Below are 22,016 nucleotides of genomic sequence, written 5' to 3' on the forward strand. Positions count from 1 at the left end.
GAACGTTCCTGTTTCGAGCTTGAAGTTTCGTGTTCTGAAGTGGAATGATGAAGTTTGGAAGGCGATCGCTGGAGCTTTTTACTCGGAGTTTCGTGTTCTGAAATGGAATGGTGGAGTTATCAAGGCGATCGCTCAACCTTTTTACTCGAAGTTTCGTGTTCTGAGGTGGAATGATGGAGTTACGAAGGCGATCGCTTGACCTTTTTACTCGGAGTTTCGTGTTCTGAAGTGGAATGATGAGGTTCTGAAAGCGATCGCACCAGTTCTAAGCTTGAATTTTTGTGTTCAGCAGTAAAATAATGATGCTTTGAAGATAATTGCTGAACTTTTAAACTTTATAATTCCTAGTATCCAGGTGCAAACAGACAAGATATTCTACAGCTTATTTCAAGTTTTCCCAAGCATATTTTTTGCCATCATTGGCGAAACCAATATTAATCCGAGTACCTATGAGTTTGTCTCAGTTGAACTCAAAGAAACAGCTTTTCGCATTGATGGGGTATTTAAGCCTGTAAATGAAACTCCAGAAGAACCTCTATATTTTGTGGAAGTTCAGTTTCAGCTAGATTCTAAATTTTATCGTCGCTTTTTTGCCGAAATATTTCTGTATCTCCGTCAAAATCCATCTGTGAATTTTTGGCGTGCTGTTGTGATTTATCCCCAACGCACTATAGAACCAGACGATCAACAGGCTTATCGTTTGATTTTAGACAGTCCGCAAGTACAATGCGTTTATTTAGATGAATTAGGCACGACTAATGAAAACTATCTACAATTAGCGATCGTGCAATTAATTATCACTGGTGAAGAAGCAGCAATTGACCGAGGTAGACAATTAATTTTACAGGCAAGGCAAGAACTGACAGATGAAGCCAATAAAAAACAAATTGTAGAATTGATAGAAACTATCCTGTTGTACAAATTCGCCAACTTAAGCCGAGAGGAGGTAGAAGCCATGTTAGGTATAGATGACGAGTTTAAGAAAACCAGAATGTATCAGTCCATTAAGCAAGATGGATTGGAAGAAGGGATACAAGAAGGTATGCAGCAAGGTAAGCTACAAGCAAAGCTGGAGGCGATTCCTCGGTTGTTGGCTTTGGGGTTGAGTATAGAACAAATAGCTGATGCTTTAGATTTGACTGTGGAACAAGTACAGCAGGTGGTAGAGAGTTAGTTGATTATCTCAAATTAGAAGTAGCGATCGCCTCAAAATCTTTTTATCTCACGCAGAGGCAAGGCAGTGCGTTGGGCGGGTTCCCCGACTTGAAGCAACTGCCGCGCAGAGACGCAAAGAAGAGGGCAAGAGAAGAGTGAGGTTTGAAAAACTCCATAAAAAAGGCGGGCTTTTCGGCCCACCCTACAAGAAAATTAAAAGAAGATGCTGTTGTAATTAACCTAACAATTGTTTAGCTTTAGCCAATACGTTATCAACGCTAAAGCCAAATTTCTCTAAACAAACGCCACCAGGAGCAGAAGCACCAAAGCGGTCAATGGTGACAGTATCGCCGTCAGTACCAATGTACTTATGCCAGCCGAAGCTACTAGCAGCTTCTACCGCCAAACGCTTAGTGACAGCTTTAGGCAGAACTGATTCTTTATAAGCTGCATCCTGAGCATCAAATAAATCCCAAGAAGCTAAGGAAACTACACGAACTTTCTTACCTTCAGCTGTGAGTTTCTCGGCAGCGGTGACAGCGAGGCTTAATTCTGAACCAGTACCAATGATGATTAAATCTGGTGTGCCATCAGAATCGAAAACGGTGTATCCACCCTTCGCCACGTTATCAACGGATGTACCTGCTAAGTTAGGGACATTTTGACGAGTGAACGCCAACAAAGTAGGAGCATGGTTCTTAGCTCTTTCAATTGCCACTTTGTAAGCACCGGAGGTTTCGTTACCGTCGGCGGGGCGAATCACTGTCAAGTTAGGAATAGCCCGGAGAGAAGCCAGGGTTTCAATTGGTTGGTGGGTGGGGCCGTCTTCACCTTGGCCAATGGAGTCGTGGGTCATTACCCAAATCGACCCAGCTTGAGACAGGGCAGATAAGCGGATAGCCGCCCGCATATAGTCGGTGAAGATTAAGAAGGTCGCACCGTAAGGAATTAAGCCTGAACCATGCAAGGCAATACCATTACAGATTGCGCCCATACCATGTTCCCGTACACCAAAGTGGATGTTGGGGTTTTGGTATTGTCCTTTTTGGAAGTCACCTTTACCTTTAATTTCGGTGAGGTTGGAGTGGGTTAAGTCAGCAGAACCACCGATGAGTTCAGGAACAACTGCTGCCAATTTGTTGAGGCAGGTTTCTGAGTGTTTCCGAGTGGGAACACCTTTATCTTCGGGGGTGTAGGTGGGTAGTACCTTATCCCAACCATCAGCTAGTTTGCCACTGAGGTAACGCTCAAATTCAGCTGCTTCTTGGGGATATTTAGCTTTATAGTCAGCAAATGCCTTGTTCCATTCAGATTCGTAGTTTGCACCGCGTTCTACTGCTTTGCGAGTATGGTCAAGTACATCTTGAGGAACTACAAATGGTTCATGTTCCCAATTTAAGTTCTTGCGGGTTAAGGCTACTTCATCTCCACCCAAGGCTGCACCGTGAATACCAGCAGTGTTGGCTTTATTGGGAGAACCGTAACCAATTGTAGTTGTCACCTTGATCATCGATGGTTTATCGGTGACTGCTTTGGCTTCTTCAATAGCTTTGTGAATTGCTTCTAAATCGGTGTTGCCATTTTCGACATGAAGAACGTGCCAGCCGTATGCTTCAAATCGCTTAGAAACATCTTCGGTGAATGCCACATCTGTAGAACCATCGATAGAGATGTGGTTGTCGTCGTAGAGAGCGATGAGTTTACCTAATCCCAAGTGTCCAGCAAAGGAGGCTGCTTCGCCAGAAACGCCTTCCATGTTGCAACCATCACCGAGAATTACATAGGTATAATGGTCAACAATCTTGGCATCGGGTTTGTTGAACTTAGCCGCCAGATGAGCTTCTGCTATAGCTAAACCAACGCCATTAGCAATTCCTTGTCCTAACGGCCCAGTGGTGACTTCCACCCCTGCGGTCATAAAGTTTTCCGGGTGTCCAGGGGTTTTAGATTCCCACTGACGGAATTGTTTGATATCTTCGATGCTGACGCTGTCGTAGCCTGTCAGGTAAAGCAGGGCATACTGCAACATTGAGCCATGACCAGCAGACAAGACAAAGCGATCGCGGTTGAACCACTTAGGATTTTTCGGGTTATACCGCATGAAGCGATCCCATAGCACAAAAGCCATTGGAGCAGCGCCCATCGGCAGCCCTGGGTGTCCCGATTTTGCCTTTTCTATAGCGTCAACAGCCAAGAAGCGGATTGAGTTAATACAAAGTTCTTCGAGGGATTGGGTTGCAACAGCCATAATAAGATTGTTTTTAACGACGGGTTAGCACTCTTCGAGCTTCTCATTTACTGGGGTTGTTTTAACAGTTAACAGTTAGCAGCCCACAGTTATCAAGATAGAATTTACTACTGTTTATAACTGATTACTGATAACTGATTACTGATTGGAATTTCCCTACAGTATTCTCATCATCCCATTGTCGATTGTCGATGGACAAGCGAGTTCTTCTGAGTTTGTGGTAATTAATCAAGCTGAGATTGTGGTCATGCTGAACCCTAGGTTCAGCTGGGAATGATATCTATGATACTTTTGTGTGGCTGATTTCAGTAGAGCCAATAAAAATCTGTTCTTATGAACAAAGGACTAGTTGCTTAGTGTTAGAGACTGGAGTTTAGTGTTTTCAAATGAGCAACGCTAGTTTTGCAAATGTCATCGTTGCTACGGGTAATGAGTTTGTCATGCACTGGCTTCAGCAGCCTCTAAAACACTCAGCAATTTTACTGGTACTTTTTGAAGACTAAGGTGACGTTATGCCCACCAAAACCAAAGGAATTAGAAAGTGCCACATCGACTTTCTGTTTGCGGCTTGTGTGAGGAACATAGTCCAAATCACAATCAGCATCAGGATTTTCGAGATTGATTGTTGGCGGAATGTGATCGTTGGCGATCGCTAGTACTGTTGCTACCGCTTCAATACCGCCAGAACCACCCAACAAATGACCGGTCATCGATTTAGTGGAGCTAACTGCTATTTTATAAGCATGGTCGCCCAAAGCTGTTTTAATCGCGTTGGTTTCGTTGGAATCGTTAGCTGGGGTACTAGTACCATGAGCGTTGATGTAGGTTACTTGTTCTGGAGTAAGTTCTGCATCTTTCAACGCTAATTGTATAGCTCTGGCTGCACCTTCGCCGCCAGGAACTGGCGAGGTGATGTGGTAAGCATCACAGGTCATCCCATAACCGACAATTTCGCCATAAATGCGTGCGCCACGACTGAGGGCGTGTTGTAACTCTTCTAAAATTAAGATTCCCGCACCTTCACCCATGACAAATCCATCGCGATCGCGGTCAAAGGGGCGGCAAGCATGAGCCGGATCATCATTGCGAAACGAAAGGGCTTTACAAGCAGCAAATCCTGCTACAGATAAGGGTGTAACTGCTGCTTCACAACCACCGCAAATCATAGCTTGGGCGTATCCTCCTTGGATGATGCGAAAAGCATCGCCAATGGCGTGAGAACCTGCGGCGCAAGCGGTAACAGTACAGTTGTTTGGCCCTTTTGCACCAGTCTGGATTGCTGTTAGCCCAGCCGCCATGTTGGCGATCATCATGGGAATCATGAAGGGACTACAGCGATCAGGCCCACGGTTCAGGTAGACTGTTTGCTGGTCTTCCAATACTTTAATGCCGCCAATTCCCGAACCAATAATAACCCCTACCTGTTCGGCATTTAGCTCATTAATGACCAAGTTTGCATCAGCAATTGCCTGTTTTGCTGCTGCAACCCCAAATTGAGAAAACCGATCCATGCGCTTGGCTTCTTTGCGCTCTAGATATTCATGTGGATCGAAGTTTTTCACTTCGCCAGCAATACGGCAATCATGGCTGGAAGCATCAAAATGTGTGATGTAATCAATGCCATTGCGTCCGCTGATCAATCCTTCCCAATATTCAGCTGGTGTGTTGCCAATAGGTGTAATCGCGCCAACACCAGTGACAACAACGCGTTTACGTATATAATCTGTCATGACTCAGTTAAAGGTAGCGAGAAAGCTGCTAGAAGAGGTTAGGGATTAGGAACTGGGGACTAGGAAATAAACAGCCAAGGGGCAAAAGTAATAATAAAACAGTCTTTTAGCTTTTATTTTTGACTTTTGACTTGATTAATTTCCCATCTCCAATCCTCAATCCCTAGTCACTTTATTAGGCGGATGTGGCAACTTGCTTGTTAATGTAATCAACCGCATCCTGAACTGTCAAAATTTTCTCTGCGGCTTCATCAGGAATTTCGATCTCGAATTCTTCTTCAAAAGCCATGACTAATTCTACGAGATCTAGGGAATCGGCACCCAAGTCATCAATAAAATTAGATTGTGGAGTAATCTTCTCAGGCGCCACAGTTAGTTGCTCGGCGACGGTTTTCTTGACCTTTTCAAAAGTATCCGTTTGGCTCATACGATAAAATTCCTTAACCAGTTGCTATTAGCCGCTCTTCATGAGTGACATGGTTTTGAGCATATACATCTTATCGGAAAGCGCGATCGCCCGTATACTACCGAAGTGTTTTCTTCTAGAAAAACCGCCCCCAGCCTTCCAATGGAAAATCCAGTAGTCAGGAAAATCAAGCGATCGCTACACTGTATCAATGCTTCTACTTACTAATTGTTACTAATTTTTTTGGTTAATGTCCAAATAAATATACACACCTTAGTCAGGGTTGCCGCCCAGGAGTGATACAACAGTATTGTCGGGGGCAACTACCCCAATTCCAATTTAATTTTATGGTTTCTCAAACGCTGAAATACGCTTACTTTCCAGGCTGTGTAGCCCAAGGTGCTTGTCGGGAACTTCACCAATCAACTCAAGTTCTCTCCAAAGCCTTGGGTATTGAATTAATTGAATTGAAAAAGGCTGCTTGCTGTGGTTCTGGAACATTTAAAGAAGATTCTCAGTTACTAGAAGATACAGTTAATGCTAGAAATATTGCTCTCGCAGAAGAATTAAATCTGCCCCTACTTACCCATTGCAGTACCTGTCAAGGTGTTATCGGTCATGTCGATGAACGCCTCAAAGATTGTCAAAAAAACAATCCTAACTACGTTAACCAAGTTAATGGCTTGTTACAAAAGGAGGGTTGTTTACCTTATCGTGGCAACACAGAAGTTATACATATTTTGTATGCTTTGGTAAAAGATTACGGTTTGGAGGAAATTACCAAGCGCGTTACCCGTAAGTTAAGCGGGTTAAAATGTGCGGCTTTTTACGGCTGTTATCTCCTCCGCGCCCAAAAGTCGATGCCCTACGATGACCCTTTCCAGCCGGAAGCAATGGAGAATGTGTTTCGGGCTATAGGCGCAACCCCAGTATATTATCGTGGTCGCACCCAATGTTGCGGTTGGCCTTTGGCAAGTTACGCCACTACTGAATCTTTTAAGATGGCTGGAATGCACATTCAAGAAGCCTTGGCTAATGGTGCTGATTGTTTGGTTACGCCTTGTCCTCTGTGCCATTTAAATTTAGATTCTCGTCAGCCAGAGGTAGAAAAAGTCATCGGAAAACCGCTAGGTTTGCCTGTACTGCACTTACCACAGTTAATTGCTTTATCTCTAGGAGTTAGCCCTAAAGAATTAGGCTTAGGAAAACATATTGTTTCGACAAAACCAGTGTTAGAAAAATTAGGGCTTTAATTAATTCCTAATTTGTAATTAATTGCCCACTTACTCATAAAAAATACGCTCTCGCAGCTTTAGGATAAATCTAAGTTGCGAGAGCTTTGTTTAGATATATTTCAGTTAGGTAAATATTATTTACGAGTTAATTAGTTAATGTCTACTTTCGTAGAACTTCAAAGCTTTTGAACTTTGCTTTAACTTCGCTTACCTGCCTGAGTTAATTCTAACTAATTTTGTTGAGCTTATAAGGTTAAATTAATATAAAATTAGTTAGGGAAACCCTACATTTATGTAGTGCTTCCCAGAAAAAATCTAGAGTGACAAGAAAGTGAAATTTGGCTCTGAAATAAGCAAAGTCATCCAGTAGTTTAATAGCTTACTTCTGCCCTAATTGGCGTTGCAATTGTTTAAATGCTTGATGCATATCTGGCAACCGATTATAAATAGCCGAGACTTTTAGATATAACTTGTGAGGAATTGCAGGCGTTCCCGAAACAACCTCTCCTGGTGCAACATCATTATGAACTCCAGCTTGTGCAGAGGCGATCGCACCATCACCAATTTTGACTTGATTTGCGATTCCCGTTTGTCCAGCTAAAATTACCCGATTTCCAACTTTCACACCACCAGCCATCCCAGCTTGACCAGCAATCGCACAACCGAAACCAATTTGGCAACCATGACCAATTTGCACCAAGTTATCAATTACTGTATTATGTCCAATTCTGGTTTCGCCCACGGCGGGACGGTCAACGGCACTATTACAGCCAATTTCTACACCATCTTCTAACACTGTGTAGCCTGATTGTTCCACTTTGAACCAACCAGTGCGGGTAGGTACAAAACCAAAACCCTCTGCACCAATAACCGCGCCACTATGAACTACGCAATTTGCACCGATTTGGGTACGTTCATGAATTGTACAGTTAGCGTGTAAGGTAGTGCGATCGCCGATTTTGACATCTGGATAAATAACTACGTTGGGATGAATAACTGCACCGTTACCAATTTCTACTCTTTCTTGAACCACTGCATGGGGGCCGATATAAACATCACTGCCAATTTTGGCGGTGGAATGAATTACAGCAGTGGGGTGAATTTGTGGACTGGGGCGATAAGGTTGGTAAAAAAGAGTGATTACTTTAGCAAACAAGAGTTTTGGTTCTTTTGTACTGACCCAAACAATACCGCGTTCTTGCGCTTGAGACTTGAATGTTGTCTCATCCGGCAAAATTAAAGCACTTGCGCCTGTTGTAGCAATTAAAGATGCAAATTTACTGCCTTCTATATAGCTAATTGTCCCAGGTATAGCTTCATCCACAGCAGCTATTCCTGTGATTTCTAGGTCTTGGTCTGGGTTGGTTGTCAGGCTATGGTCTGTGGTGATGTCCCCAAATTGGCGGATGATTTCGCTGAATTTCATTTTAAGGTTGATTGAAAACTCATTAAGGCAAGATTATTGTCCCTCTTTATGTTCTTGCTTGGAGATAATTCATAGACGCGTTAGCGGCTATACAATAACGCCTGACGGCGAACCCGCAGGGTAGGACAAGAAGAAATAAGAGTTTCAGAGAGTTCCTGCGTAAGTCCTACTGGTATTAGGTGCGGGAAAAGACACAGAGGAATAATTAGCCCTCAGAAATAAGGGTTTACAGCACCATTTAATTTTAATCATCAGGTATTGAACTGTTGGCTATTACTGGCATTCTTCTGGTGATGGTGTTTTGTTGTGTAGATTCTGCCGCAGTAGCATTTTAAATCTTTGATTATCTTCAGCAGCGATCGTTTCACCGTAGTGATGTAACTGAAATAACTGGCAATAACGATTTTGTTTAGCACAAATCAAACAACCGTAAGCATGATTACCATTTGTACCGCACAGTCGATGTCCCATGACGGGGCCAAGGGAAATATTTTGCTCATTAGCAACTGTGCTGAGGATAGAACGTAGGCTAGACTCAAACTCGGCTGAGAGAAATTGCTTGCGACCTGGTTGTGTACGATCCCATTGCGGTACTATTAATCCCTGTTGCAATAAACTCTCTTCAATTTCTTCGGACATGACAATCCCAGACAAAATTACATGGTGGGCAACATAAGGCAGAAGAGTGCGTGTCAATTGCCACATTAAAGCCTCATCAAACCACTGTTCGACTAGGGGACGAAGATACCAGCAACAAGGAATGCCAAGGTTAACTAAATCTTGTAGCAGTTGTACTCGTCCTGGAATGGAGGCTTGCTCATAGCCTGGTTTTAAGGGTGGTAGGCTGACAAATACCGTAACACGTAGTGAGTTTGGTCGCGCTAACGTAGCCTTGAGACGTTCTAAAAATGCTTTGCCAGGATGGACTTTGGTGGTGATATAGACCATGTTGGCTGCTTGACGGTCAATCAGTGCATTGAGGATTGACAGTACACGTTCCCGATGCGCCCCAATGAAGGGGTCGGAATAGTCACATAAAGAAATTGGAAAGCCTTTTTGTCCTTCTGGGGTCGCAAAAATGCGGTCTAATAAACGATCAAGCAGGTCAGATGGAGCAAAATGATTTTTAAAGTTTTCTGGATGATGATGCCAATCACGGTCTTGATGGCAGACACAATAAGCACATTCAACCGGACAACGGTTTTGGGCATCTGGTAGAAATGGATTGAGACTGAAGTATTTAACTGCACGTTCTTCATCTGGCATTCCTAGTACAGGAAAGCCATGCAGCATATACTGACTGCCCTGCAATGTAATTTCAGACAGAGTAGATTGATAGTTTGCCATACACCCTTGAATAATTATTACAGCAGCGAAAAGTCGCTTACTCTAAAGTGGCTGTTATAAATATGGAGTGGCAACCAGAGAAATGCTTGAGTATAAGTGTTAAATGCTACTCATGTTTCAGATATCACTGAAGTAATATTACTCTATCTTGAAAGTAGAAAAAGAATACAGCCTTTAGCAAACTAAAGTTTTGAATAATTAATTATTTGTTAATTTTCTGCCATTGCTAAACCTGCCAAATAAGCTGTTGTCCAAGCACTTTGGAAGTTAAAACCCCCAGTAATACCATCGATATCTAAAATTTCTCCAGCAAAGTAAAGACCAGGAATTAATTTACTTTCCATTGTCTTAAAGTTGACTTCTTTGAGACTGACACCCCCACAAGTGACAAATTCTTCTTTAAATGCTCCTTTACCATTAATTAAGTATTTTCCCTGAGAAATTTCTTGCACTAGCTGATTAAGGGTTTTGTTAGATATTTCTGCCCAACGGAGTTCTGTGTTAATACCGACACGAGTGATGAGATATTGCCAAAGACGATGAGGTAAATCAACTCCCCGATGTAAGGCGATCGCTTTTTTGCCCCATTCATTTTTAACTGCTAAAATCTTTTCCCTAACTTGTTCTTGCTGTAAATCGGGTAGCCAGTTAATTAATAAAGTTGCTTGATAACGGTTGTCATGGAGTATCCTTGCACCCCAAGCGGAAAGTTTCAGCACAGCCGGGCCGCTGACACCCCAGTGAGTAATTAGCAAAGGCCCAGTTTGTTCTAATACAGGTTTGTCTGGAACTGACAGCCGCAAGCGCACTGGGTTAAGGCTAACGCCGCTTAAAGCCCGCAAATTTGGGTCAGCAATGTTAAAGGTAAATAGTGAAGGGACTGGCGGTTCAATTTGATGACCGAATTCTTGGGCTATTTTATAGCCTATGGGATTGCTGCCTGTGGCTAATAGCAAGCGATCGCAGTTTAAAGTTTCACCCGATTTCAAATTAATTTCAAATTTATTGCTGAGTCGTTTGACTGAAACAACTGGTGTACCAGTTCGCAGTTCTATCCCGGTGTCTTCGACTGCATTCATTAGACATTTCACGATGGTTTCGGAATTGTCTGTTACAGGAAACATCCGGCCATCTGCTTCTTTTTTTAGCGGGACTCCGTGATTTGCAAACCAAGATACAGTGTCTTTAGCTTGAAAGCGACTAAACGCACCCCGCAAAGCTTTTCCACCTCTGGGATAATTGGGTACTAACCCACCTGGGTCAAAACAAGCATGAGTAACATTGCAGCGTCCACCACCAGAAATCCTGACTTTTGCTAGTGGTTGACGGCCGGCTTCGAGTAAAATAACCTGGGCGTGAGGGTTGGCATTAGCAGATGCGATCGCACCAAAAAATCCCGCCGCCCCTCCCCCAATAACGATAATTGTTAACGGTTGCAAGTTCAAAAAGTCTCTTTTGTTAATGGTCAATAATAAAAGGCAATAGGGAATAGGCAATAGGCAATAGTGTAAAGGTTTTCTACTTCATACTTCACACTTTATTAAAGTTCTGCTGGTTCAAATTGGTCTTTGGTCGCGCCGCAAACTGGACACACCCAATCTTCGGGAATGTCTTCAAATGGTGTTCCTGGTTCAATCCCCCCATCAGGATCTCCTACGTCTGGATCGTAGTCGTAACCACAAATAGTACACAAATATTTGTCCATAATTTTTACCTTGGTGATATTGGTATGGCTTGAACGTCGAATTATATGGTAGCGAGATATAACAGGCACTTCGATATTTTGGAAATAATTGACTAGATAAATATTTTCCTTCTCCAATTACTCAATTTTTGCAGCTAATTCAAATGATATTGTTCAAATTTGAGGTGGCTGTAATTACGTAAAATTACTAATTACATTCAAGCTTTTGCGAATAAAATATATCAGAACCGCCACCAAGTTCTTTGAGCATAACTGAAAATGCCAATAGCGATCGCACCTAAGAAAAATAGCCAAATAATTCCCCCTGGCAAAAATGTCAGAATGCCAAAACCTCTAAGAACCCAAATGGCGATACCAATACCGAGGAGAATGCCAAAAAGCTGAGTTAGTCTGCGATTTAAAGAAGATTGGCTCATTTAATTTACCTGTAAAATCAAAAGTTATTACACTTTCATATTAAAAGTACAGCTATTTTTAAAGTTTAAATTTAGTTAATTGTAATTATCAATACGGCTTTTTCAGTAATTTAACTGAATAATGACCGGGAAATGAATTTATATCCGGAAAATTAAGGTTAGGATGTGGAACTAAAATTTTAGTGAGTTGATCTAAATCTTAACTATTCTATAATTTTTAGCTTTAACCCTGACTGGAAGTGTGGCAATTTGAGGAGTGAGTGAACTAATATGGCTGCGTCTTACATTTCAGACCCAATTATTGCAGGTTTAAATATGGCTTGGAGCGATGACAAGCGAAGATTGCTGATGCAGGGCGAAATTTTTGTAGAAGCGCGATCGCATACTGCGTGCGGTGGTGCAGTTACTGCATGGATGTATGTGCCAATGATGCGATCGCAGGTATGGCAGCAACTTACAGATTATCCTCGTTGGGTACAATATTTTCCTGACATCACCAAAAGCGAAGTTGTGCAGAGAGGTGAAGTTAAACGCCTATACCAAGCAGCACAAAAAGCTTTTTTGTTTTTCACCGCCCAAGTAGAAATTTACCTCAACGTTGTCGAAGTGATTGGACAACAAATCCACTTTCGGATGGAAAGAGGGACTTTTAATGATTTTACCGCCTGTGTAGACTTAAAAGATTTTGGTAACGGCACATTACTAGCTTATAACGTGCAAGCCACACCTAATGTTCCTATCCCTTCAATATTTATTCAACAAGCAATGAATCTTGAGCTACCTGCGAATATGCGTAAAATGCGACAAGTTTTATGTAAGCAGTAATCAAGAAATTCATAATACAGAATTTCAACTCTAAAAGGAAAATTCACTTACTCTTATACATATAGCCCAGACAATTAATTCAATTGTCTGGGCTAGTTGTATTGATAATCTGTCGAACTCACGTTATTTGATATCAGAAAACAACCCCACGACTCTGGTGGGGTTTTTCTTTGATAATAGAAATACAATAGCGATCGCTATTACATTTTAGTGTGAAACTATTTCTAAATAATCCCAAACACAGACTCTACAGTCGATTTAATCGAATCTCTCGCATCTTTCAAAGTTTGAGTAATCGGATGCTTAGACTGTAAAAAGACACGCGCACAATTGCGTCCTGGCATTCCGGAAATCGAACCACCTGGATGAGTCCCTGCACCAGTTAAGAATAGATTGTCAATTGGAGTTTTGTAGTTTGCGATTTCTGGCAAGGGACGGAAAAATACCATCTGATCTAAAGTCATATCAATGTGGTAATAATTGCCTTTATATGCGCCTAACCTTTCTCCTAATTCTGCGGGACTTTCTACACGTCGGGCAATAGTCGCAGTTTTGACATTAGGGGCGTAAGTAGCTAACTTATCAACTACCTTGTCAGCAACCTGATTTTTTAATTCATCCGTCCAACCAGTACCTTTTAAGCCTGTACCTTCTGCACCAGCGATTTGATAGGGGGCAAAAAATTCAATCCATACAGTATGTTTACCTGGGGGTGCTAATGAAGGGTCAAGGAAACTCGGCATAACCACATACATCGATGGGTCAGAATCCGGGATTTCTCCTAAGGTACACTTACTGTGAGCTTGTTCCACATGGGAAACGGAATCTGCAATTAAGATAGAACCAACGAGATACTCATCTTTGTGCGCGTGGTAAGGAAAGCGCAGAGGTTCGTCTAAAGCCAAATCTATTTTGAGGATAGTTTCGTTATTGTTAACAATGCGGCGTTCTAATCTTTCCCACAAATCAGGATCGGCTGCATCAATATCGCTTTTATCAGTCATTTGTAAAAACAACCGCTTGGCATCAATATTAGAAATTACACCGGATTTCGCACGATATTCTGTATTACCAGCAACGCGGACACCAACAGCTTTACCATCATCAATTAACACTTTTTCGACGTGCTGGTCAGTGAGAATTACCCCGCCTTGACTAGTAACTAAATTCACCAAAGCTTTTACTAATGCGCCAGTGCCACCCCGTGGTCTAGCCATACCAGGATTATGACGCATTGCCATCATAATGGCACCAATACCAAGGGTTTTTTGTGATGGTGGCGCACCTAATTCTGCTGCTAATCTTGCTAGTGGTGCTTTTAAAAATTCTGAATCAAACCACTCATTAAGTAAATCCTCAGCACTGGTTAACATAGTGCGAATAAAATCTAATGTTTTATTCGGTGAACCAATAACTGAGAATAAATCTTTGAGTTTTGTAATGTCGTAATTACCTACAATATCAATGATTGATTTAGGCGGTGCATTAAACATCGGAATCATTGCACCTAATGCCCGTTGCCAATATTCAGTAAATTCTGCATATTTCTTGGCATCACGTTCACTATAACGGGCAATTTCTGCACAAGTTTTTTCTAAAGATTTATGTGCTAAGAAATACTTACCATCAGGATGAGGACAGAAAACTACTGGGTCACATTCCAGGTATTCTAAACCGTATTTATTCAGTTCTAATTCTTCAACTACTGGCCCCAAGTGAATAAATTCATGGTCAATAGCACATAAATTAAATTTAAATCCTGGTGCTTCTTTAGGTAAACATTCTTCAGTTGTTGCTGCACCTCCAGGTACAGAACGCTTTTCTAAGAGTAGGACGCTATAACCAGCTTTCAGCAAATATGCTGCACAAACTAGTCCGTTATGTCCTGCACCGATAATTACAACATCATACTCTTGCATATTTGTAGTTTAGATATAGAGTGGCTTGCTAATATTACAAAGGGTGAAAAAAAATTACAACATTGAGTATATTTAATTGCGATTAAGCAATTTAGTGTAGCTTTTCTAATTAGAAAATTCTGATATTGTAGAAGGTATTTGTCGCATTTGTGATTCTATTAAGAGTATCAAATTATGCTGCTTGATCTCCATACTAATAATTTTGAATTTTGTGCCATCCCAACTAAGATATGGTAGATTAATTAGTTCTTTGACTTTTTGCATAAGTGCCAGAACTACTTCAAAAGTAACGCCCTCTCCCTGCTGACAATCAAAACTTTCTAAAATGATATGATTTGTATGAGTTCGGGGACGAAATCTAGCTGTAAAACCTAGTGGACGAGTCTTACCCTTTTCCTTTATTTGTAACAATCCCTGAAATTGGATTTTGCAATTTCCAGGTAAAGTTAATTGCATACTTTGCATTTGGAAGCTGACAATTTCACCTTCTACTTCTAAGTCATAATTTTTTGCATAACTCTGAACAAACTCTGAGTTTAATGCTTGATTAATATCTGATTCTGTCATGACAATGCGGGCGATCGCATTTACTGGTTCATTCAGTTCAATCTGTCCAAAAATCGCACTGAAAGGATTTACCGCAATACTATCTGTTTGTAGTTTGATTTCTTGAACACGGATGTTTTCTTTAAAAACTAATCCTTGTCCACTTAGCGAAACTCCATCCGCTTGTCCTTGAACTATCTTGAACAAATTAGTCTGCACATCTACATCAATTTGTTCAGCTTCATCCAGTTGGTTGGATAGCCGACGTTCGGCTTCCTGCGATATAAACTGTTCTTCCAACCTGCGTTCTTCTGGCATGAATTTCTCATCTCATAGCGTCCCATAATGGTTACTTTAAACTTTACACACCCAAAAATGGATCTATAGGATGGTATATACAGGTGGGATGAGAGGGAACAGGTGATAGGTGACAGGTAACAGTGAAATTCCAATACTAAATGAAAAAAGTAAATATTAACTGCTCTAAAGTATAAAATATACGGTTTATATTTGATTTTGAATAAGTAAGAGTGAGTTGAAAAATATTATTAATTGCTAATGATATTTTTTTTGAGCCTTCCTCTCCTCTGGCTTTACTGTTCCCTGTTCCCTATTCCTGATCACCTATAAACCATTTAAACTACTTATCCTGTGGTCGCAAAAATGCAATAAACTGTTACAACCCCGAAGAGGTAAAATTTCTGTTAAATTCAACGGGCATCTACAGTTTCCCTTCATCCTTATAAGGTACTCAGCATGACAGCAATTACACCAAAGGCATCTTCCGCGCTTCCTAATTTTTGCGAAGGAATTCAATATTTTGGTGAAGCGTTACCAGATTTTGCCACTTATGGTGCTACACCTGCGATAGATTCAGATAAAGTAGCGATCGCATCTCCTACCGATACCGCAGCCGTATATCAAACTTTACTTGCTGCTGATGCCTTGCGTTACCTGACATTGCAAGTTACTGGTAGTAAAGCATCAGGACATCCAGGCGGGTTTGCCAGCCAAGCGGAAGCGTATGCAGCGTTAGTCATGCTGGGCTACAAAAATATTATTACCGAAGTTGGACACCACGCCCCTGGATTTTATAGTGCCATGTTTTTGGATCGTTCCTTAGAAGACATGGGCATTTTTACAGTACAACAATTGCGCGATCGCTTCCGCGAAAAGCACGGACTTTTAGGACACCTCTCCGGTTACATTCCTGGCATTCTCGCACCCGCCGGGCCTTTGGGACAAGGGCAACACTTCGCAATGTCGGCTGCACTCCTGCATAGAGACAAACTTTTCCCCTTCACCCTTGGTGATGGTGGACTGGGTGAACCATACATCATGAGTTCAATGGGACACTTCAACACAGCCTATCCCAGCGTCACCAACTTCTTACCCGTGCTTGTATGGAACGGGTACAGCCAAGAACATCACAGTATGGTTTCCCTCAAAACCAACGAACAGATGAAAGCATACTGGCAAGGTAACGGTTTTGAAGAAGTCATTCTTGTAGATGCCAAAGAATTTGACGACCAAAATCAACCAGGCGACTACGTTGATAGTACCGCCTTTTCTTTCCAGCAACGCCTTGCTTTTACTCAAGCCGTACTCGTAGCTGTTGATAAAGCAGCACGTTCCGCACTTAGCGGTAAACTCACAGTATTCATTATCAAACAACTCAAAGGTGCAGGCGTTCACGCCAGAGGTGCAAAATCTCACAACTTATATCCCAAAGACACCCTAGATGCACCTCACATTATCAGTGCATTGCAAGGACGCGCCTTATCACAAGAAGCTTGGCAATTAGTCAGAACCAACGCAGAACGCGCTGGTGGTGGCCCAGCTGCGAAAACTGTAGTGACAGAATTTGAATTACCATTGCCAGACTTAGGCGAATTGCCATTAGAAGAATATGCAGTTGGTGGCGAACCCAAAGTTTCGACAACCGCAATGGGAAGATTAGTTGGTATCGTCGGACAAAAGGATAAAAATTTCCTCGTCACCAACGCCGACGGTAACGAAGCATCAGGAATTGGCAACATCAACCAAGCATTAAAAATTATTCACCCCACAACCGACGACTTATATAACCAAGCACCAAACGGTCAAGTTTATGAACCATTAAGTGAAGATGCTTGTGCAGGTTTAGCCGTTGGTTTATCACTAATGGGTGCGAGAAGTTTGTGGTGTTCTTACGAATCTTTTGCCATCAACGGTTTACCAATTTGGCAAACAGTCACCCAAGCAATGGCAGAATTACGCCGTCAAACTCCCTCAACAATTACATTATTTACTGCTGGTGCATTAGAACAAGGTCGTAACGGTTGGACTCACCAACGTCCAGAAATTGAAGCTTACTTTGCATCGATGATGCGGAATGGAAATGTATTTCCTGTATTCCCACCCGATGCTAATAGTATTCAAGCTTGTTATGACTGGGCATTGAAAACAAGAAATAAGGGAATTGTGATTACCGCCAGTAAGTCACCTTTGCCAATTCGCACAACATTAAAACAAACTCAGCAAGGCTTAGAAGAGGGTGCGATATTATTGCATGAAATCGCTGGTGGCAAGCAAGTTGTCTTTGCTGTTATTGGCGATATGACATTAATTCCTGTATTTGAAGCAGCAGCATTTTTAGAAACTGAAGGTATTGGGGTGAAGATAGTTTCTATTATTAACCCCCGCCGTTTATATCGTTCTAGTGATGTTGCTTGGGATACTTGTTCTGAACACGATGGTGGTTTTATTGATGATGCAAAATTCGCCCAATTATTTGGTGGTAATGCGTTAATTGGTGTTACTGGTGGTGCTGCGGCAATGCTAGAACCAATTATGTTAAGAAGCAACAGCAAGCGCGATACTTTTGCATGGAAACGTGGAGAAACTACAGCCAGTGCTGGAGAGTTGATGGCGTTTAATGGTTTGACTGCTGAAGCGTTGACGAAGCGGGCTATTGAGTTGGTGGGTTAAGATTTAGGTTAAGAATTTTCGCTGCAAATGTATGTAAACAAACATAATGACGTGTTTTGCCTACATTTGCAGCTTATTGCAATCAGCTATTACGTATATATACAGATAACAACCAAATGTTTTATAATGCATTAGCGTGTCTAGACACGCTAGTAGTATATTCTATTTGGTTGAATCGGAGTTAAATATGCTGCATAAAAAAATTGGTAGTATCTTCTCCTCCTCATTAGCAATAGTAGCTTTAACATCAGGAACTCTTATAGTTCCAATCGAATCATTTGCATCAGAAGGGCAAAAACTTGCACAAGGTGGAGGTGCAGGCTATGTACTAGGTGTTGCTAGTACAGCTGGTACAGTGATTGATATTGCAATTCATTGTTATCAAGGTGGTCAGTATGGTTGGCAATTTAATCATGCTCCAAATACATCTCCTAAAGTTAAAGCTTGGACTGAACAGATAGCTGATCGTGGGTTTTTGAACTCCGTAGCTTATCAAACTTGTCTTTATGGAACACAAGGAGTTTACTCAGTGTGTAAACAACTTGGACTCTGCAAAAGTTTGAAATCATATGAGGTAGCTAGGTGTCGCCCATGTCCTCAAATTGTGTATATACAACGCACATATTAATGAACTCCAATAAAAAAATGCCCATATGTCGCTTTCGCCCCTAGTAATTTTGTAGTGGACTGACACAGCTAAAATAGTGCATTATAAACAATGAGAAAGCATTGATTTATATCAACTTCATCAAAAATATATTGCATTATTTTAGGCGTGTCAGCAATAGTAATTTTGTAGGTTGGGTGGAGGCGTAAGCTTGCATTTTTGCAGCCAAATAAATTAATATCTGCGCCGTAACCCAACACCAAATCATCTTAATTTCAACGTGATAATTGATTGTATAAAACCTTTGTTGTGAAGAGTTAGAGCATTTGTTGGGTTCCACTTTGTTTCACATAACCTACAAAGAAGTGCTTTGTTATCTGCTACAACATTGCATACTATACGTACATTTGTGTTTTTTAGTTCTAAGAATAGGATAAATACAGGTAAATTTGCTGAAATTATTTGAGAATAAAAGGTTTGCAAGTTGCAAAAGTTAGTTTACGAGTTAGAAACTTAGTTTGCGAGTTGCAAAACTTAGTTTGCGAGTCGCAAAATTTGATTTATAAGTTGTCAACATCAGAGCATTCGTTGGTTTTTACTTAGTTACACTCAACGAACAAGTTAATGCTAACTCAAGAGTAGGGTGGTAAAGCGATCGCATCCTTCTCTTATATCATTTCACCAAATGAAAAATACAAACAATTCTCCTCTGCCCTTCTGCCTGCCTAAATGTACCAATTTTAAAATGAAACTGTATTAGATGAAGGGGCGATCGCTCATCACCTTTGCACCACCTATTCACTACTGCGCCTCAAAAAGCTGGAACAGGCTGCTACCCAACTACGATTACCCCTGTAATGTTAGCGGAGTGGGTAACTGCTCCGCTGATGTTAGGATGAATGTTTATTGCATCCTTAATATCCCCCAAGCAAGGCCAAAACACCTGTAATTACAGCCTGAACAACTGCCCCAAATACCATCTCTGCTACCTGTTTGATCAGCATCGTCAGGTAATTACTATCCTTACGCTCAACTGCTGCACTTAAATTCTTGGCAAATTGTCGATCTTTTCTAATTTGTTGACGCACAGCGTTAAGCAAGTCATCTTCAGAATAGCTAGCCATCTGTTTTATCTCCTTAAAAATTAACTTGAGCCAGATCAAAAATTACTTTTCTTCTGTTGGAATCGAAAACTACAATATTAGAATAATTTTTCGCTTCCAACAGAGAAACTTGATTCATTTCCTTTGCTTCAAACAAGTTTTTAAACCGTTTAATAGCATTTAATCCCAACTTATTGACAATGACTAACATTAATTGAGTCAAATTGAACTTAAAGCGGGATGAACAAGGGATAACTTGATAGTTGTCATACAATCTATCAAATAGGTTTGAATGTTTCGGAAAACGAACTTTGAGATTCTCTAGAGTTTGCTTATCCAAAAATCCGTGATAACGAACAGTGTAATCATCATAGTGAAAGGGATACTCATTCACGTCGAAGCCACTGTCATTAAAGGTTTGGGAAACAATTTCTTGACCGTAAGGTTTGAGAAATACTTCTTGATAGTATGAAGCTTTTTGTTCTAAAAGCTCTCGCGTTGGTTTAGCAGGCACAAACACACCATAGCCACCCATTTTTGACAAAATCCAGGGAGGAGATGCAAGCAAATCAACCTTAGTCAAAACAAAGGTAACTTTGCTCATCAGTTCTACTTGTTGGCTTTTGCTAAAAGAGCTTAAAATTTTACGCAGGGCATGAAGATCAAAAGTAACAGAGCGACTGTCAGCATGAATTGCCCAAAGTACAATATCAGAGTTTAAAAGCTTTTGCCTATACTGTTCAAGATAGTAAGCATCAGCTTCATCAGATTCTCCGATACCAGGGAGGTCGTAAAACCAAAGTTCATGCCCTGAACTATTTCTCGTAGTAACACGCTCAATATTTTTAGTACATGGACGTACAGAACTTGTAGGCAAATTAGCACTAAACAGAGCGTTAAGAAGTGACGATTTTCCTACACCTGTTTGTCCCATAACTGACACTATAAAAGGTTTAGTTTCTTCTTCTTTAAGTATTTTTTCAACTTCTTCTTTGACAAGTTTTATTTTTTCATCTGTTCGCAGAGTTCCCGGTTGCATAACATCCTTCCTTGTAAAGTGGATTAGATATTGCTAAATACAACATATAGCTTTATTTTTAAATAATCAAACTAGTAAATGTTATTAAATTAACAATTAATAATCAAGAGATTTCATCTGTGAATAATAAAGTATAAAACTAGTTAATTTTTCATAAAATGTGAATTATACTTTAAAAAAGTGAAGCTCATTAGGCTAAATGTGAAACAAGAACAAGAAATGTGTAATTAAAAATATCTAAAAGAATTAGAAAAATTTTTAAATTAAAATATTGCCTTTCGGATCATAATAGAAAATAAGGTTATACACATACGCTATAAGCGATCGCACCTGCATCTAAAAGAATGGTGCGATCGCTTGTTAGTGAAAGTTTTGAGATGTAGGGCGATCGCTAGAAATGTTTCCAAAAGCATTGGCACACCACAAGCAGAAAGCACCAGCTTTTAAACTGGTGCTTTTCATTATTAAAATGTTTTCAGTTTTTCTTTACAACAACTAGTGTTGGATTAACATCGGACTAGACTAATCTTCTCGATATCTTTGTCTTTGTCTCTCCCTTCCGTACTCACGTACATCATCATAAAGTCGCTGTTCTATCTCATTAAGTTCATCTCTAAATCTATCTAGATAACTTTGACTACCTGAAATGTGTCCGTCTAATATGTCTTCTAGATAATTTTGCATTCGTGTCAATTGTGTTAGCACTTGCTGTGGAAAATCTCTAGATTCATAACCCTTTCTTAGAATATCTATAGTTCTATTAACCCTATCCAAAATATCTACTACATCTGCTCTATTAAGTGGTATTTCATTTCGAGCAAGATATTGAACATTTGTTCTACTGTTACCATATGAAGGAGAAGCATTAACAGCAATAGTAGTTGTCACAGTGGTTACAGCCAAAAAAGCAGCCAAAAGACGTTGATTGAACATTTCAATTTTTCCTTTTAGAATTCTATGAGATTTTAGAAAATAACACCCAATTTCAAGAAAATATAGAATCATTAAATTGGATGTTATTTTATCTGAGCAGTGTTTACGATTGGATTGCTAGGAATCTTTATTTGTTGCCATTTTTAGCCAGGTGGCGGTAATATTTCCATCCTAGTGAAATTATTACTGTACCCGCACCTGCTCCTAATGCTCCTACTGCTATTGCTGGACTTGCAATAGCAGTTAATCCAGTAGCTACAGCACCTACGCCTAAACCAGTGATTGCACTGCCGACTTTTATTACATTATCAGCAGCTTCATCTAATTTCTTTTTATCTTCTTCACTCATAGGTTTTAGTTGAAACAGAATGATTGTCTGTAAAAAGAACATAAAACAGATTTAGAA

General features: G+C 40.7%; 20 protein-coding genes. 6 read left to right on the forward strand and 14 right to left on the reverse strand.

The window, feature by feature from the left end; genetic code table 11:
- The first annotated feature begins 19 nt into the window (after positions 1-19).
- Together H6G76_RS11955 and H6G76_RS11960 are read left to right on the forward strand one after the other, a co-directional pair.
- A complete protein-coding gene (locus H6G76_RS11955) occupies positions 20-199 on the forward strand; it encodes a hypothetical protein (protein WP_190700218.1) in 180 nt (59 codons plus the stop codon).
- A gap of 156 nt (positions 200-355) precedes the next feature.
- Positions 356-1,174: an Rpn family recombination-promoting nuclease/putative transposase gene (locus H6G76_RS11960; protein WP_190700221.1), complete on the forward strand. Its 819-nt coding sequence runs from the start codon at positions 356-358 to the stop codon at positions 1,172-1,174.
- Between the two features lie 216 nt (positions 1,175-1,390).
- On the opposite strand, the gene tkt is transcribed toward H6G76_RS11960, so the two are convergent.
- The 3 genes from tkt to H6G76_RS11975 form a co-directional block, all read right to left on the reverse strand.
- Positions 1,391-3,403, reverse strand: coding sequence for a transketolase (gene tkt / locus H6G76_RS11965; RefSeq protein WP_190700224.1), 2,013 nt, complete (start codon positions 3,401-3,403; stop codon positions 1,391-1,393).
- 479 nt (positions 3,404-3,882) lie between these two features.
- Positions 3,883-5,133 carry a beta-ketoacyl-ACP synthase II gene (fabF, locus tag H6G76_RS11970; RefSeq protein WP_190700226.1) on the reverse strand — a complete coding sequence of 417 codons (1,251 nt, stop codon included), beginning with the start codon at positions 5,131-5,133 and terminating at the stop codon, positions 3,883-3,885.
- A 175-nt stretch (positions 5,134-5,308) separates the two neighbouring features.
- A complete protein-coding gene (locus H6G76_RS11975) occupies positions 5,309-5,560 on the reverse strand; it encodes an acyl carrier protein (RefSeq protein WP_190700229.1) in 252 nt (83 codons plus the stop codon).
- A 326-nt stretch (positions 5,561-5,886) separates the two neighbouring features.
- On the opposite strand from H6G76_RS11975, the gene H6G76_RS11980 reads away from it, so the two are divergent.
- The gene (locus H6G76_RS11980) at positions 5,887-6,792 is read left to right on the forward strand and encodes a CoB--CoM heterodisulfide reductase iron-sulfur subunit B family protein (RefSeq protein WP_190700232.1); all 906 of its coding nucleotides are present in this window, start codon (positions 5,887-5,889) and stop codon (positions 6,790-6,792) included.
- Between the two features lie 361 nt (positions 6,793-7,153).
- On the opposite strand, the gene lpxD is transcribed toward H6G76_RS11980, so the two are convergent.
- The 5 genes from lpxD to H6G76_RS12005 all read right to left on the reverse strand — a co-directional run bounded on the left by lpxD (position 7,154) and on the right by H6G76_RS12005 (position 11,668).
- Complete coding sequence (gene lpxD, locus H6G76_RS11985; RefSeq protein ID WP_190700233.1) at positions 7,154-8,200, reverse strand: UDP-3-O-(3-hydroxymyristoyl)glucosamine N-acyltransferase; 1,047 nt, start codon at positions 8,198-8,200, stop codon at positions 7,154-7,156.
- A 273-nt stretch (positions 8,201-8,473) separates the two neighbouring features.
- Entirely contained in the window at positions 8,474-9,547 is a 1,074-nt protein-coding gene (locus tag H6G76_RS11990) for a hypothetical protein (RefSeq protein ID WP_190700235.1), read from the reverse strand.
- 209 nt (positions 9,548-9,756) lie between these two features.
- Positions 9,757-10,986, reverse strand: coding sequence for an NAD(P)/FAD-dependent oxidoreductase (locus H6G76_RS11995; RefSeq protein ID WP_190700452.1), 1,230 nt, complete (start codon positions 10,984-10,986; stop codon positions 9,757-9,759).
- A 101-nt stretch (positions 10,987-11,087) separates the two neighbouring features.
- Positions 11,088-11,252 carry a rubredoxin gene (gene rd, locus H6G76_RS12000; RefSeq protein ID WP_190700237.1) on the reverse strand — a complete coding sequence of 55 codons (165 nt, stop codon included), beginning with the start codon at positions 11,250-11,252 and terminating at the stop codon, positions 11,088-11,090.
- A 221-nt stretch (positions 11,253-11,473) separates the two neighbouring features.
- Complete coding sequence (locus tag H6G76_RS12005; protein ID WP_190700240.1) at positions 11,474-11,668, reverse strand: hypothetical protein; 195 nt, start codon at positions 11,666-11,668, stop codon at positions 11,474-11,476.
- Between the two features lie 270 nt (positions 11,669-11,938).
- Between H6G76_RS12005 and H6G76_RS12010 the strand changes: the two genes are divergently transcribed.
- Positions 11,939-12,493 (forward strand): SRPBCC family protein, encoded by a 555-nt coding sequence (locus H6G76_RS12010; RefSeq protein ID WP_190700242.1) that lies wholly within the window; start codon positions 11,939-11,941, stop codon positions 12,491-12,493.
- A gap of 224 nt (positions 12,494-12,717) precedes the next feature.
- Here H6G76_RS12010 and crtO read toward each other — a convergent pair whose 3' ends face one another.
- Positions 12,718-14,412, reverse strand: coding sequence for a beta-carotene ketolase CrtO (gene crtO, locus H6G76_RS12015; protein WP_190700245.1), 1,695 nt, complete (start codon positions 14,410-14,412; stop codon positions 12,718-12,720).
- A 105-nt stretch (positions 14,413-14,517) separates the two neighbouring features.
- On the reverse strand, positions 14,518-15,276 hold the full coding sequence (locus tag H6G76_RS12020) for a DUF2993 domain-containing protein (protein ID WP_190700247.1): 759 nt from the start codon (positions 15,274-15,276) through the stop codon (positions 14,518-14,520).
- Between the two features lie 438 nt (positions 15,277-15,714).
- On the opposite strand from H6G76_RS12020, the gene H6G76_RS12025 reads away from it, so the two are divergent.
- A complete protein-coding gene (locus H6G76_RS12025) occupies positions 15,715-17,928 on the forward strand; it encodes a phosphoketolase (RefSeq protein ID WP_190700250.1) in 2,214 nt (737 codons plus the stop codon).
- 187 nt (positions 17,929-18,115) lie between these two features.
- On the forward strand, positions 18,116-18,556 hold the full coding sequence (locus tag H6G76_RS12030; protein WP_190700253.1) for a hypothetical protein: 441 nt from the start codon (positions 18,116-18,118) through the stop codon (positions 18,554-18,556).
- 893 nt (positions 18,557-19,449) lie between these two features.
- Here H6G76_RS12030 and H6G76_RS12035 read toward each other — a convergent pair.
- The 4 genes from H6G76_RS12035 to H6G76_RS12050 all read right to left on the reverse strand — a co-directional run bounded on the left by H6G76_RS12035 (position 19,450) and on the right by H6G76_RS12050 (position 21,959).
- Positions 19,450-19,659, reverse strand: coding sequence for a hypothetical protein (locus H6G76_RS12035; RefSeq protein WP_190700255.1), 210 nt, complete (start codon positions 19,657-19,659; stop codon positions 19,450-19,452).
- A 13-nt stretch (positions 19,660-19,672) separates the two neighbouring features.
- A complete protein-coding gene (locus H6G76_RS12040) occupies positions 19,673-20,677 on the reverse strand; it encodes a GTPase family protein (protein ID WP_190700267.1) in 1,005 nt (334 codons plus the stop codon).
- A 522-nt stretch (positions 20,678-21,199) separates the two neighbouring features.
- Positions 21,200-21,610, reverse strand: a complete 411-nt coding sequence (locus H6G76_RS12045) for a hypothetical protein (protein WP_190700270.1) — start codon at positions 21,608-21,610, stop codon at positions 21,200-21,202.
- A 127-nt stretch (positions 21,611-21,737) separates the two neighbouring features.
- Entirely contained in the window at positions 21,738-21,959 is a 222-nt protein-coding gene (locus tag H6G76_RS12050) for a hypothetical protein (RefSeq protein ID WP_190700273.1), read from the reverse strand.
- Between the last annotated feature and the right edge of the window lie 57 nt (positions 21,960-22,016).

This window comes from Nostoc sp. FACHB-152 (genome assembly GCF_014697475.1).
Taxonomy (GTDB): domain Bacteria; phylum Cyanobacteriota; class Cyanobacteriia; order Cyanobacteriales; family Nostocaceae; genus Nostoc_B.

What these genes read in the sequence shown, in the direction of transcription:
- tkt (WP_190700224.1), bottom strand. Translation starts at nt 3,403, where the DNA reads ATGGCTGTTGCAACCCAATCCCTCGAAGAACTTTGTATTAACTCAATC.
- fabF (WP_190700226.1), bottom strand. Translation starts at nt 5,133, where the DNA reads ATGACAGATTATATACGTAAACGCGTTGTTGTCACTGGTGTTGGCGCG.
- H6G76_RS11975 (WP_190700229.1), bottom strand. Translation starts at nt 5,560, where the DNA reads ATGAGCCAAACGGATACTTTTGAAAAGGTCAAGAAAACCGTCGCCGAG.
- H6G76_RS11980 (WP_190700232.1), top strand. Translation starts at nt 5,887, where the DNA reads ATGGTTTCTCAAACGCTGAAATACGCTTACTTTCCAGGCTGTGTAGCC.
- lpxD (WP_190700233.1), bottom strand. Translation starts at nt 8,200, where the DNA reads ATGAAATTCAGCGAAATCATCCGCCAATTTGGGGACATCACCACAGAC.
- H6G76_RS11990 (WP_190700235.1), bottom strand. Translation starts at nt 9,547, where the DNA reads ATGGCAAACTATCAATCTACTCTGTCTGAAATTACATTGCAGGGCAGT.
- rd (WP_190700237.1), bottom strand. Translation starts at nt 11,252, where the DNA reads ATGGACAAATATTTGTGTACTATTTGTGGTTACGACTACGATCCAGAC.
- H6G76_RS12005 (WP_190700240.1), bottom strand. Translation starts at nt 11,668, where the DNA reads ATGAGCCAATCTTCTTTAAATCGCAGACTAACTCAGCTTTTTGGCATT.
- H6G76_RS12010 (WP_190700242.1), top strand. Translation starts at nt 11,939, where the DNA reads ATGGCTGCGTCTTACATTTCAGACCCAATTATTGCAGGTTTAAATATG.
- crtO (WP_190700245.1), bottom strand. Translation starts at nt 14,412, where the DNA reads ATGCAAGAGTATGATGTTGTAATTATCGGTGCAGGACATAACGGACTA.
- H6G76_RS12020 (WP_190700247.1), bottom strand. Translation starts at nt 15,276, where the DNA reads ATGCCAGAAGAACGCAGGTTGGAAGAACAGTTTATATCGCAGGAAGCC.
- H6G76_RS12025 (WP_190700250.1), top strand. Translation starts at nt 15,715, where the DNA reads ATGACAGCAATTACACCAAAGGCATCTTCCGCGCTTCCTAATTTTTGC.
- H6G76_RS12030 (WP_190700253.1), top strand. Translation starts at nt 18,116, where the DNA reads ATGCTGCATAAAAAAATTGGTAGTATCTTCTCCTCCTCATTAGCAATA.
- H6G76_RS12035 (WP_190700255.1), bottom strand. Translation starts at nt 19,659, where the DNA reads ATGGCTAGCTATTCTGAAGATGACTTGCTTAACGCTGTGCGTCAACAA.
- H6G76_RS12040 (WP_190700267.1), bottom strand. Translation starts at nt 20,677, where the DNA reads ATGCAACCGGGAACTCTGCGAACAGATGAAAAAATAAAACTTGTCAAA.
- H6G76_RS12045 (WP_190700270.1), bottom strand. Translation starts at nt 21,610, where the DNA reads ATGTTCAATCAACGTCTTTTGGCTGCTTTTTTGGCTGTAACCACTGTG.
- H6G76_RS12050 (WP_190700273.1), bottom strand. Translation starts at nt 21,959, where the DNA reads ATGAGTGAAGAAGATAAAAAGAAATTAGATGAAGCTGCTGATAATGTA.